We start from the raw sequence: 13,349 nt of genomic DNA on the forward strand, positions 1-13,349 counted from the left end.
GCCCTCGTCAGCGCTTTCATCGGCACTTTCATCTACACTTTCTTCGGCACCTTCATATTCGCCCTCGTCGGCGCTTTCATCTACACTTTCTTCGGCACCTTCATACTCGCTCTCATCGGCACTTTCATACTCACTTTCGTCGGCACTTTCATACACGCTCTCGTTCAAACTTTCATCCCCACTTTCGTCTTCACTTTCGTCGGCACTTTCATACTCACTTTCGTCGGCACCTTCGTCGGCACTTTCGTCTCCGCTTTCGTCGGCACTTTCGTATTCACTTTCGTCGGCACCTTCGTCGGCACCTTCGTCGGCACTTTCGTCTCCGCTTTCGTCAGCACTTTCGTCTCCGCTTTCGTCGGCACTTTCGTCTCCGCTTTCGTCGGCACTTTCGTCAGCGCTTTCGTCGGCACTTTCGTCGGCACTTTCGTCTCCGCTTTCGTCGGCACCATCATCTCCACTATCCTCGGTACCTACATCCCCTTTATCGTCTAGTCCTTCATCTCCACTTTCGTTTAAGATCTCGTCTAAGATTTCGTCTTCAAGTACAGAATCTTCTACATCTAACTCTTGTGCTTCAGCTTTACTTTTAAATATATTTATTAGTTGCGAAAGTGCTCCTTCGTTAAATAAATTATTATCTATAGTAATCCTTTGTTCGAGAAATCTTTTTATTATTTCTTTCCTTTCAGCATTCATACTCATCCCTCCTTCTGTATTACAAAGTATTCAAAAATTGACTTCTTGTTATAATGAAATAGTGGATATTTACAAAGTTAGTTGACCTACATAAAAGTATGATAATTTCCTATTTATAGTTTATTTTACCTACGAATAAATACTACATCAGAGAACAAGAATTGAATCATTGAGGTTACTATCTCAATTACTATTCCATAAATATAAACAGCAAGTAATTGACCATGATTTGTCCACATTAAAGCTTCTTCCTCTATATTCACGTAACATACTCTTTTCCAACATTCTCAATTTGATGAACGAGCTTCCCCATAAAACTATTAATATTTTATATACATGCATAATCTGGTTCAATTAACAAAAAACTAACAGTATCTTAAATTTAATAGAAAGGATTATTTAGCATTTTAAAAAAACATAAAGGAGAATGTATCATGAATAAATTACTCATTGCTGTTTTGACCATTACTTTCGTAACCTTTAACTTTGAAATCACGGCATTAGCTGAGACCGATAAACAAGAACCACAAATAGTGTTTACCGAGAAACAGCAAGAAGAACTTGCAGTCTTGCATAAGGAAATACTGGAAAAGAAAAAAGAAATTGTACAAAAGTATGTAGAATATGGGGTAATTTCTAAAGAAAAAGCGGCAATGATTGTTAAACATATGGAGAGACATTATCAAAAAATTGAAGAAAACAAATTTCAACCATACCAACCTCATCACAAAAAAAAACCAGCAGAATAATACAATAGCATCATATTATGTCTTGCCACTTTTAGGGTCTTATCTCTAATAAAGCGGCAAGGCTTTCTTCAAGACGTCCTAATTCATTTTCCACTTCATTACAATTGATATTTTCACTAACAAACGATTAAGAAAAAGTTTCCTTGATATTTGTCGAATCAACAATCGCTTGTTAGAATTAGTTTCGTAGTGCAAAAAGAAAGGATGAATATATTGGGTAATAAAGGTATCTTAGCAGGAGATTTATTTGACTTAAAATCTGTCACCGATCCTCAGCTTTCGCCTGATGGTAGTATGGTCGCCTATATCGAGACCTCTGTGGATAAGGAAGATGAGAGATACATTTCAAATATATTTATATATAATTTTATAATGAAACAAACTATTCAATGGACATACGGACTTCATCGCCAGTTTTCACCAAGATGGTCACCTGACGGACTCCATCTTGCGTTTTTATCAAACCGTTCTGGAAAAAATCAAATATACATAATGAATACAACTGGTGGCGAAGCAAATCAGCTAACAGATTTTGCTCAAGGGGCTACAACGCCTATATGGGCGCCTGATTCACGTAAAATACTTACATCAACACGTATAAAAGCTGGATACACTATAGATGAGAAAGAAAACGAGCTGGTAAAAAAACGCGGAGAAGCAATTGAATATGACCGAATTAAATATAAATCAGACGGAAGCGGCTATTTAGATCAGTCATTTTCTCAGCTCATACTCTTAGATTTACCCTCCGGTAGGGCTGAACAATTGACTTCAGGGGAACAGTCCTATATCCCCTCATCATGGGCACCTAACAGCAAAGAATTTGCATATGTAAGCAATAACATAGAGGCTGCTGATTATAACCTCGCTTCCGATGTGTTTATTTTCCAATTAGAAGCTCGATCATCAAGAAAAATAACGGCAACTAATGGGCTTTTTTATCTTCCTAAATGGTCGCCTGATGGCAATTATTTAACCTTAATAGGGCATGAACGTGAATATGAAGGGGCAACAATATCAAAAATCTGGTTATACACACTAGCAACCAATTCCCTTACATGTCTAACTGCAGATTGGGATGTTGAAGTTAGTGATGTAGTAGCAAGCGATTTTCATATTGAAGCGGTCAATCCGGGGATCCTTTGGACAAATGACAGTCAAGGTTTTTATTTTTTAATAAGTGACCATGGTAACACTGGTGTATATTACGGAACTATTGAAGGGGCTATGTATCCGTCACTTCTTGAAAAACAGCATGTTTATGGATTAACTATTGATCCCCAAACACATATGGCTATTGTAGCGATCAGTACACCTACTCATCCTGGAGACTTATACTCCTTTAATTTAACAAATGGCGAAATTGAGCAAATTACATTTGTAAATGATGAATTTCTAAATGAGAAAACCTTATCTAAAGCTGAATCGATTACTTTTTCCTCCAAAGATGATCTCGAAATACATGGTTGGATTATGAAACCAATAAATCTTGAACTAGGTAAAAAATATCCATTGGTTCTTGAAATTCATGGCGGACCACATGCAATGTATGCTAATACGTATGTTCATGAGTTTCAAACACTTGTTGCACAAGGATATTCAATCCTATTCACAAATCCACGAGGAAGTGCAGGCTATGGGCAAGAATTCGCCAACTCTGTACGAGGAGATTATGGAGGCATGGATTATGAGGATTTAATGGCCGCAGTTGATTACGTTCTTTTAGAGTTTGATTTCGTTGATAAACAGCGTTTAGGTGTAACAGGTGGAAGCTACGGCGGTTTTATGACGAACTGGATTATTGGGCATACAGATCGTTTTAAAGCAGCTGTTACACAGCGCTGTATTTCAAATTGGCTCAGCTTCTATGGTGTGAGCGATATTGGCTATTCCTTTACTGAATGGGAATTAGGCGGCAACATTATTGAATCCCCTGAAAAACTGTGGGAGCACTCTCCTCTTAAATATGTAAAGAATATTACAACACCTTTGTTGTTATTGCATGGAGATAAAGATTATCGTTGTCCAATTGAACAAGCAGAACAATTATTCGTTGCATTAAAACGGCAGAAAAAAGAAGCCGTACTTGTTGTCTTTCCAAACCAGACCCATGAAGTATCAAGAAGCGGAGCTCCAAGGCTGCGCATGCAGCATACAGAGCAAATATGCAATTGGTTTGCCAAACATATTAATTAAGAAAAGAGCAAAAATCAGAATGTGCAAAAAGATCAAACCGTTATACTCTATACCGAATATTAATAGTATAGAGTATGACAGCTTTGACCCTTTCATTTAATAGTCTCTTATTTTATTTGTCTGTTTTATTATACTTTGCTGCTTTTAAATAATTTACACTACTATCTTGGGCTAATTCCGTTACAGGTACTCACTATTTGCGGGCGGTCTCAGGAGCCACCTCAGTGCTTAGCACGTACGGTATCTCCCTCAACGCACTTCTCTAATCAGGAGTCTCTCACCTTCCACTACAATCAACATCTGCTCGAATTGGTTTCTAGCTAAAAAAAACAATCTTTACGAAAAAAATCTTTTATTTTGACATTGATCCTTACCTTTGAATTCTTCAATGTTGAATATGTTGATTTTCCGATATTTCAGTAAGTGCATGTGCAGCAGCCATATTTGTGTCTTTATGAACGGCTAGATCTCCTAAGGAAACAACTCCGATGAGAGAATCTTGTTCAACAACGAATAGACGACGAATCTGTTTTTCTGCCATCAAATCCTCTGCTTCTGAGACTGAAGTTTCTGGTGATATCGTAATTGGTACTTTTGTCATCACATCGGTAATTTTCGTGGAACCTGGTTTCTTCCCAGCAACGCAACGGATTGCAATATCTCGATCGGTCAGAACACCGACTAATTTACTTTCCTGGCAAATCGGGATAGCCCCGACATCCCCTTCAGCCATTTTGACAGCTGCTTCATACACATTGTCAAGGGTTGTACAGTAATCTACATTAGTTGTCATGATTTCTCTAATAGATTTCAAAACAATCCCCCCTTACTCTGTTTTGTTTTCTTGATGATTGATCAGCTGATCTACCGTTCCGGAAAAGAAATGGTCACTCACTTGTTCATGGGTTTCTGCAAAGCCGGATGAAATTTGATCATTCTTCTCCATATCTTCAACTTGATAATGTCTACCGGCAATTTCTGATTGTTTTTTATTTTCGTTTGTCATCATGTGTACCCTCCCTATATTCTTATTACCCAAAAATAAGATTTGTAACTCCTTTTAATATAAGACTAACGGCTTGGAAAACATTTTTTTATTAGAATAATCATCCAAGCTTCACACTTCTATTGGTTAGTATTTACACCACACAATGAATTATGCCACCGAATATCGATCTAGTTTTTTTGCAGTCCAAAAAAACCAACAAGCTCGCTTGCTGGTTTAAATCGGTATTCTTTTAATAAACATCTTGACGGGTAAAAACAATGAATGAGAGAATTAACGCTACAGCCCACCAGACGAGGAGAACTAGCATAGAAGAAAGTAAAGTCATACCTTGAATCGGTGGTGAAATACCGTTTAAATAATTAGTCAATTTTAAGTTAACCATAAACAAATATTTGGCCGATTCCCATGAAGACACCATATTGTTTAAAATAGCTCCTGATATAAGCGAAGCAAGCATAACTCCCATACTTTGAGCTGTACTTCTTATTAATACAGAGAGCATAAACGTTAAAGTTCCAACTACAACAGCTACAAACCAAACAAGTCCAAAATCCATCAACAAAAACTTCCATTGACTAATTAATTTAATTCGACTTGTATCTACATTGCCTCCTTCTACAACAAAGCCTGTAATTATTGGTGCATTCCAACCATGATAGCCGAAGACAATCCCTGATAAAACGTACGATATCAGACCGGTCATTGCAACAATAAATGATGTGGCCAATAGTAAAGTTATATATTTACTTAGTAATATCCTCCATCGTTTTACAGGCCTTGTTAAAAGTAATTTTACCGAACCTAAAGTGTGCTCAGAAGAAACAAGATCGCTTGCTACAATCATGATTAGCAGTGGAATGAACAAATCAGTAGAATTTTCGATGAACATTCGAACAAAAGAAACGGCCCCTGGTTCGTTTGGGTTAATATCTTGATCTAGATAGAATTGCAATTGCTGAACACTTACTTGAATCTGTTCACGCCAGTCATCTGATATTCGGTTTGACCCAAGCCTGTTTTGCATATCAATAATTTGCTGTTGAAGAGAATCGCGCCAATCATCCGTCCCTAACCTTTCCCGCTGTGTTTGCACTTCCTTATACTGTGCAAAAGTAAACAAGATCACTAAGATTCCCACAATTGCCCCAATTACTATCAATCGCTTTCTCGCAACAAGCTTCATCATTTCGTTAGCAATTAGTTTATTCAATATGGGCACCTCCTGTATCCGTCAATTGCAGGAATAAATCCTCCAGTACAGGGGTCTTTCTATTTAGTTGAAGCACTTGTACTCCTGCATGAACCAAAGCAGCATTCCACTTAGGAATCTGGAAGGAATCATATACTGTTACGATACAACCATCATCTAGTGTAGTTACTTCAGTTAGACTTTCCAAGATTTCTTTTCCTTTAACGGACGGCTCGAGTTGCCAAATGGCTTGCTCCTGACTCGACAGCAAAGATTCGACTGTATCAACAGTAATGATGTTTCCTTTTGTAATAATAGCAACTCGATCGCATAATAACTGAATTTCACTTAATAAATGACTCGATACAAGTACACTTAATCCTTCATTTTCGGCAAGTTCACGAATAAAGACCCTCATTTCGCGAATTCCTGCAGGATCTAGTCCGTTTGTCGGTTCGTCTAAAACAAGTACCTTTGGTCGATTCAGTAAAGCTTGAGCAATGCCAAGCCTTTGTCTCATACCGAGCGAATATGTTTTCACCTTATCATCAATTCGTTCTGTTAACTTTACCATTTCAACAACTTCCGCAATTCGTTTGGCATCAATCGATGGAAGCATTCTTGCAAAATGAAGTAAATTTTCTCTGCCGCTTAAATAAGGATATAACTCAGGATTTTCAACAATACACCCAAGATTCTCCATCGCTTTGGTGAAATTTTTCTTCACATCATAGCCACATATTTCAATCGTCCCAGAAGTCGGTCTTATTAGGCCTACTAGCATCCGAATCGTCGTAGTCTTGCCTGCTCCATTTGGTCCTAGAAAGCCAAAAACCTCTCCCTCCTTTAAATCAAAGCTAATTCCTTTTATGATTTTGTGTCTTTTTATCGTCTTCGTTAAATTTCTGACAGAAAGAGTCGTAGCACTCATTTGCCTTCCCCCTCCCATTTAATGAACGGAGAAATTCTATTCGCTATTAATCGATACCCCTGTTGATTTGGATGGAATTTATCACTATATAAATAATCATTTACAAATAACTGAAAGATGTCAAAGGTAGGTACAAAGACAATTCTAGGATCGCTTGAGCTCATATCCTCAGCAGTTCGGTTCCAGTCATGTACAGTTGGACTCGTAACCCCTGTATGATCAGCTTCAAAAAAAGGATTATAAAGCCCGACAAAAAAGATAGGTGCATCCGAATTCACCTTACGAATATCGGCAAAAATTATTCTCATGTTGTCAATAAAATTCTGTTTAATGATTTTTATAGCAGCTGAATCAAAATTCTCCAATGTTCTCCCTTGCTGAAATAAATCATTTGCACCAATCGATAAGAAAATGGTATCTGCAAAAGCAAGCTGTCTTTGTATATTCTGTTGTTTAACTTGTTCTTTCAATTGACTTGATACTTGCCCATTAATGGCTAAATTATGGACAATGACATGACCATTAAATCGCTGTTTCAAATCATCGATTACATAGCCTACATAGCCTTTGCCAGAATCATCACCGGTCCCCCTTGTTAAAGAATCACCTAGTGCAACTATTGTAAAAGCCTGATCTTTATTTTCTATTGTTTTAGGATTGACCTGTTTTTTTATTTCATTGTTTGATGCACCCGCATAATAATTTTGAATGGCCCACCCAAAACTTAATAACCAAAGAATTGAAAAGGTCGTAGCAATAATCGTTATGTAACGTACACTTTTTTTGCCCAGTACAATCACACTCCTTCTCTTTTTCTTTCTATTAAATCACACTCTTTGTTCTTTTAAAAATCAGAAGGTTCAATATTAAAGAATAATTACACTTACCTAAAACATTCAAAAAAGCTTGGTTTCTTTTTTATTATAGAAACCAAGCTTTCTTTATTAATAATTAGGCTGTTTTAATTTATTTCTTCATCGACAATGAGTCGATTGGTGAATAGAACACCGATTCAAGTCAAATTCCGAAAAATAAATTCAAATTTAAACAGTAATAGCGGGAAGCTTTATGATAAATGTTGAACCTTTATTCACTTCACTATCTACTTCAATTTTTCCTTTATGACCTTCAATAATCTGATAGCTCACCATCAATCCCAATCCATTCCCCTTTTCTTTCGTTGTAAAAAATGGCTCTCCTAGGTGAGCCAGCTTATCAGCAGGAATTCCTATTCCAGTATCTCTAATGCGAATAATTACTTTGCCACCTCGCTGCATAACATTCACATACAAGGCTCCTCCAGATGGCATGGCTTCTATTCCGTTTTTCGCGAAGTTTAAAATCACTTGCTTCAAACGATTTTCATCACATTTCACTAAAATTTCTTGATTATTATTTTCAAAATGAACTTGTACATTTTTATTTTTTGCTTCGAAACCAATTAAAGAAAGTACATCTTGGACGATCGGGATGATGTTTTTCAATTCAAGATGAACTGTTTGCGGTTTCGCTAATACCATAAACTCTTCTACAATCGCATTCACTCGTTCTATTTCATCCAAAACAATATCAAAGTATTCCAATCTTTCTGGGTCCGTCTCATCCAATTGAAGAAATTCTGCAAAACCTCTGATTGATGTTAACGGATTTCGAATTTCATGAGCAACACCTGCAGCTAATTGACCAACCGCAGCTAGTTTATCCTGACGATGAAGTAACTGCTCAGATTGTTTTCGTTCTGTAATATCATTTCGGACGGAGACAAACTGGTAAGGTTTTCCCTTTTTATTAATAAAAGGTACAATTGTCGTTGAAACCCAATACAAGCTTCCATCCTTCGCTTGATTACATATTTCTCCTTTCCATGTCTTTCCTGATAGGATCGTATGCCACAAATCCTGAAAAAACTCTTTAGAATGATAGCCAGAATTAACGATTGAATGATTCTTCCCTAGTAGTTCCTCTTCCGTATACTGCGATATTTCCGTAAAATTCTCGTTCACATAAATGATCTTTCCTTTTGAATCCGTAACTGCCACTATGGAAGCTTGATCCAGTGCATATCGATAGTCTTGTAAATATTTATCACTATTTTGCAAACGTTTCGTAATAATGGAGCTTGAAGTAATCAGGCCACCAACAATTAATAAAAATACAAACAATACAAGAAAAGGTACAAAGGAAGTATCATAGACCAGTTCATTTACATTTTCAACCGATTGTTTAACAGGCAGTGCACGCACTAACATGAAGTGACCTTGGATAATCGCAGCAGAGACGATAAATGTACTCGTCGGCTTTAACCAGATGAGTGTTTCTTTTTGCCGATAATTCGAATAAAAAAATAACAAAAATGCGATAACAAAAATAACTAAAGTAATCATTACAGTAACGATTAACAAAACTGTATGAATCTTAATTGAAAGATTCAAGGCATATAAGCCAATTATATAGTTAGATAATAAGGAGACGGTCAAAAGTGTGCTGCAATGAACAATGTTAATAAATGAGAGCTTCTTAATCGTTAATGCAAGAAATCCCATCGATGCAAGTGCCACTCCAAGAACGATTGAGAGCACCATCACAGATAAATTGTAAGTAACTACGCTGTTCTTCTCAAAAGCCAAAATACCAAAAAAATTAAACGTCCATATCGCAATCCCCATTGAAAAGCTTCCGCCGAATAACAAAAACTTTTTGTGGTTTGCAGAGCTTCTAAGCAATGCTAGTAAATCTAAACTCGTATAAGCTGCCATAAAAGTCAATATTAATGCGACTAATAAAAGAATCGGATTTGATGATACTAAATATTGCTCCAATCCATGCACTTCCTTATCTAGAAAAAGTAATCTTAGTTATGTATTTATCTCACTTAACAGGGAGCAAGAACCCATCTCAAGATTCTGAACATGCAAAATTACATTAGTTAGGGGTCAACTGCCCATAAAGATTCGATAGGTCAGATACAGTGAAACTTACCGAAACTTACGCAGAGGATTAGCTGAAATCGAGCTCGTAGTGTCTCTTTATCTTTACTGCGCGAAGCTATTAGCGACACTAGAACGGGACTAACAATAAAAAAGTGTGAGACCCCTCCCCCTTATGAAAGTTTCACTTAATTATCAGTGTATAGTAATCAACTCATACAGAAAAGACATTTCTTAACTTTTCATGTCAATATATGAATAATGGATAGACTTCATACAATTTTTATCTATAAATAAATGCCGTAAAATCTTTTGCAATTATTAGATCCAATAGCTAGACAAGATAAATCTTCCTTTTGTATCTTCGTTCGTCATAACAGTTTTATCTTACTATTTATAAATAATGATGTTCAGCTCCAAAAATGTTACTTAAATCCCATTAGGTTTTTATAGTGAAACTTCAATCAGTAGAGGTCTTACTACCCGTTAAAGAAATATAAACTGTTTTTTTTGAAAATTTAATGAATAATAATATTTTTATGATTAAGTAGACTGTATAATAATTAATGAAGACTATACTATTTATGTCAAGTACGTATTTAGACAGAAAGAGAGGGGTCTCTATGTCAAACGAAACAGATTTAGTGACAGTTGAAACAATGATTAAGAAAACGAAGCATAAAAAGCTCACTCCGAGGCAAGTTCTTCAAAGGGGAATATTAATTACAATCGGAGCAATATTAATGAGTACTGGTTTGGAAGTATTCCTTGTTCCTAATAATGTTATCGACGGAGGAATAACAGGGATCTCAATTATGCTTTCTTTTCTATCAGACTGGAAATTAGGAGTATTTCTCTTCGTTCTAAACCTTCCGTTTTTCTTCTTAGGCTATAAACAGATTGGTAAAACATTTGCATTCTCTACACTTTACGGCATTGTCGTACTTTCTATCACATCCATATTTCTCCATCATGTTCCAGCGTTTACACAAGATATTTTACTTGCCTCGATCTTTGGCGGAATTATTGTCGGCATCGGCGTCGGAATCGTTATTCGATATGGCGGTTCTCTAGACGGTACAGAAATATTAGCGATACTTGCCAGCAAGAAGCTCCCTTTTTCAGTTGGGGAAATGATCATGTTTTTCAACTTATTCATCTTTGCTTGTGCTGGTTTTGTCTATACATGGGACCGGGCAATGTATTCCGTCCTTGCATATTATGTAGCCTTTAAAACAATGGATATCGTCATTGCTGGATTGGATGAATCAAAATTTGTTTGGATCATTAGTGATGAATTTCGCGAAATTGGTGATGCCATTTTAAACCGACTAGGGCGTGGTGTAACGTACTTAAGTGGAGAAGGAGCTTTTTCTGGAGATGACAAGAGAGTCATTTTCTGTGTAATCAACCGCCTTGAAGAAGCTAAGCTTAAGGAAATTGTAAAGGACTATGACTCATCTGCATTCTTAGCGGTAGGAGATATTGCAGAAGTGCGCGGGGGACGCTTTAAAAAGAAAGACATACACTAACAAAACAGAAATGTCGTTATAACACACCATTTACTATGAAGTATCTACAATGTAGTAAGCTACACTCGCCAAATCACAATAGTGGCGGTGCAGAGCTGGAAATTTAGATGCTTTCTAAGGTGAAGTTCGTATACTTGCTAAGTAGTAGGCTCATTTGTAAGCCTCGAAGACCCTTACCTATGGCCTTCATACAAAAAGAACTAGCCATCAGTGAGGTTAAAAATAACCTTCTAATGGGTAGTTCTTTTTCATAAAAGAATGTTAATAATTGCAGTCATGAAGTTGATTGAATAAAAATAATACACATTAGATGTGTAGTTCGCTTGTTGTTCTTATTTAAATCCTGGATTATCAATCGCTTGGAGCATCTTTGTCGTAGCAACCATATCACTACTGCATAAAGGACAGCTAGGCTGTTCACTCATGGTAAAATTCGCTCGAACCCATCCCTTACAAGTCGGAGATACACAATCCCAAATCTTTGTTTCTACCGGTTCCACTTCTTCTGTATTATTACGTCTATACAAAATAGCTCACTCCTCTGATTAAAATGGTTCGGTGCGGATTCCCCCAAAATTTGTTAACCATTAATGGTCGTTCTATTTCATTATACCATAAGAACAACATAAGCGCTTTGCAAAAGGAAAACTATCGTTACATTATGCTCTCTCCTATCTACCTTCTATCCTTTTTTAGGACTTACATCTAGAAGGGAAAATGATCTGTAGAAGCGAAATAATTTTACAATATAAAAAAGAAGCTGACTCAATGCAAAGGGACATACCCCGCAACCAAAACAGTATAAGATAAGTGTATGAAACACTAGATACTGATACAGAGCGCAAGGGCTGTCCCTTATGCAAGACCCTATTAAGATAAACACAATGATGACAGATTTTTCAATGTGTTTCGTAAAGCATGAGAGTAATTTCTGATCCAAACCTAAAACAATGAAAGCCCTACCTCTCTCCCATCACTACGGTTCCTAGACCGCGCCAGCGAGAATCAGATTTGACTGTAAGTACATGTTTATTAAAGGTAACTGTAGGAAATCCCTAGACACAAGGGTTCATTATCCAATGGAAAGAAAGAATAGAAGTGTGTTTACTTGAAGAATAAAAAAACTTGTGAGGAAAATACAAATGGGTTTCTTTACTAATAAGCCATTAGGCTTCATTACATACACGTTGTCGTACTTCTATGCTGCTAAAACATCACTGTTTTACCATGCTTTAATAAAAATGTTCTATTTAAAATTACCCTCTGTGTGATTCATAAGAAAAACACATAAGAAATATACTATATCATCGTTTAATAAACTTGTCAATGTCTTTTCCCATGAAGAAAGGGATTACTTTATAGGCAATCCCTTTACGACTTAACGATAAGCATTATACTCGTTTGTAATTTTCGGTAATTCCCTTATTTCTTCAACTAAATTGCTCCCACACATTGGACAAGTATTTTCTGCACTTGCAAAATCTTTTCTCATCCAGCCATTACAAGCGTCCGATTCACATGAATAGACGACTGTATCGACCATTTCTACAACGGGTTCCTCTGCATTCTTTTTACCAAAGTACATAAGAGTAACCTCCTTTATGGATAGTATACTCATAAATACCAGGATTTATTTATCAAAAAAACAGGTGGATGTAACTAATTCATCAACACCCTAAAACATCGTTAAAAGTAGCTTACATCCTCACTCTAATTCAATGGAAATAATAGACAAGATGATCATTAAATGATTTAGTTCAATAATCAACGTCTTAACTAATTTTGGTTATTAAGTATTCGCAGTAATTCCAAACAGTACTAAAAAAAACAGTAAAACAATAAGGTAAATGCCGATAAAAATAGCCATTAGTATCAATTGTGCCTTAGCAAAATTCCTCTTGTTCAAATTGGCGTCACCGCCGAATGCCCAAACAAACAATAAGATAATGTTAACGAACGGTATGATTAACAATGCTAAAGTGCCCAACCAACTTTTTACTGAAATTACATTCGTATTACTTGGGATATTCTTCTGTTGTTGAATTGGTGTATCACGATTCTCTTCCATCTGGCCCCTCCAAAAATCAATTTTTATACAACTACATTCATTTTACGTAGCC

13 protein-coding genes are annotated in these 13,349 nt (G+C 36.4%); 3 read left to right on the top strand and 10 right to left on the bottom strand.

The window, feature by feature from the left end; translation table 11 throughout:
- On the bottom strand, nucleotides 1-696 hold a 696-nt coding region (locus V179_RS31700), incomplete at its 3' end, for a hypothetical protein (protein ID WP_235179021.1).
- A 434-nt stretch (nucleotides 697-1,130) separates the two neighbouring features.
- Between V179_RS31700 and V179_RS0110310 the strand changes: the two genes are divergently transcribed.
- Complete coding sequence (locus tag V179_RS0110310) at nucleotides 1,131-1,445, top strand: DUF2680 domain-containing protein (protein WP_051404920.1); 315 nt, start codon at nucleotides 1,131-1,133, stop codon at nucleotides 1,443-1,445.
- Nucleotides 1,446-1,649: 204 nt separating this feature from the next.
- The gene (locus V179_RS0110315; RefSeq protein ID WP_028391367.1) at nucleotides 1,650-3,641 is read left to right on the top strand and encodes a S9 family peptidase; all 1,992 of its coding nucleotides are present in this window, start codon (nucleotides 1,650-1,652) and stop codon (nucleotides 3,639-3,641) included.
- A gap of 385 nt (nucleotides 3,642-4,026) precedes the next feature.
- On the opposite strand, the gene V179_RS0110320 is transcribed toward V179_RS0110315, so the two are convergent.
- The 6 genes from V179_RS0110320 to V179_RS0110345 all read right to left on the bottom strand — a co-directional run bounded on the left by V179_RS0110320 (nucleotide 4,027) and on the right by V179_RS0110345 (nucleotide 9,589).
- Nucleotides 4,027-4,455 (bottom strand): CBS domain-containing protein, encoded by a 429-nt coding sequence (locus V179_RS0110320; protein WP_028391368.1) that lies wholly within the window; start codon nucleotides 4,453-4,455, stop codon nucleotides 4,027-4,029.
- 12 nt (nucleotides 4,456-4,467) lie between these two features.
- The gene (locus tag V179_RS0110325; protein WP_084552413.1) at nucleotides 4,468-4,647 is read right to left on the bottom strand and encodes a YozQ family protein; all 180 of its coding nucleotides are present in this window, start codon (nucleotides 4,645-4,647) and stop codon (nucleotides 4,468-4,470) included.
- 232 nt (nucleotides 4,648-4,879) lie between these two features.
- Complete coding sequence (locus V179_RS0110330) at nucleotides 4,880-5,860, bottom strand: ABC transporter permease (protein WP_028391370.1); 981 nt, start codon at nucleotides 5,858-5,860, stop codon at nucleotides 4,880-4,882.
- On the bottom strand, nucleotides 5,853-6,770 hold the full coding sequence (locus V179_RS0110335) for an ABC transporter ATP-binding protein (protein ID WP_028391371.1): 918 nt from the start codon (nucleotides 6,768-6,770) through the stop codon (nucleotides 5,853-5,855). Before V179_RS0110335 ends, V179_RS0110330 begins: the two co-directional genes overlap by 8 nt.
- Nucleotides 6,767-7,570, bottom strand: a complete 804-nt coding sequence (locus V179_RS0110340; protein ID WP_051404921.1) for a GDSL-type esterase/lipase family protein — start codon at nucleotides 7,568-7,570, stop codon at nucleotides 6,767-6,769. The genes V179_RS0110335 and V179_RS0110340 overlap by 4 nt, the downstream gene beginning before the upstream one ends.
- Before the next feature lie 243 nt (nucleotides 7,571-7,813).
- Nucleotides 7,814-9,589, bottom strand: a complete 1,776-nt coding sequence (locus V179_RS0110345) for an ATP-binding protein (RefSeq protein WP_028391373.1) — start codon at nucleotides 9,587-9,589, stop codon at nucleotides 7,814-7,816.
- A gap of 767 nt (nucleotides 9,590-10,356) precedes the next feature.
- Here V179_RS0110345 and V179_RS0110350 point away from each other — a divergent pair.
- Entirely contained in the window at nucleotides 10,357-11,229 is an 873-nt protein-coding gene (locus V179_RS0110350; RefSeq protein WP_034301526.1) for a YitT family protein, read from the top strand.
- A 332-nt stretch (nucleotides 11,230-11,561) separates the two neighbouring features.
- On the opposite strand, the gene V179_RS0110355 is transcribed toward V179_RS0110350, so the two are convergent.
- From V179_RS0110355 to V179_RS0110365, 3 genes are all read right to left on the bottom strand, one after another.
- Complete coding sequence (locus tag V179_RS0110355) at nucleotides 11,562-11,756, bottom strand: cold-inducible protein YdjO-related protein (RefSeq protein WP_051404923.1); 195 nt, start codon at nucleotides 11,754-11,756, stop codon at nucleotides 11,562-11,564.
- Nucleotides 11,757-12,607: 851 nt separating this feature from the next.
- Nucleotides 12,608-12,814, bottom strand: a complete 207-nt coding sequence (locus V179_RS0110360) for a cold-inducible protein YdjO-related protein (protein WP_028391376.1) — start codon at nucleotides 12,812-12,814, stop codon at nucleotides 12,608-12,610.
- Nucleotides 12,815-13,018: 204 nt separating this feature from the next.
- Nucleotides 13,019-13,297 carry a hypothetical protein gene (locus V179_RS0110365; protein WP_028391377.1) on the bottom strand — a complete coding sequence of 93 codons (279 nt, stop codon included), beginning with the start codon at nucleotides 13,295-13,297 and terminating at the stop codon, nucleotides 13,019-13,021.
- Nucleotides 13,298-13,349: the final 52 nt, after the last annotated feature.

Origin of the sequence: Bacillus cihuensis (genome assembly GCF_000504145.1) — a bacterium.
Taxonomy (GTDB): domain Bacteria; phylum Bacillota; class Bacilli; order Bacillales; family DSM-1321; genus Peribacillus; species Peribacillus huizhouensis.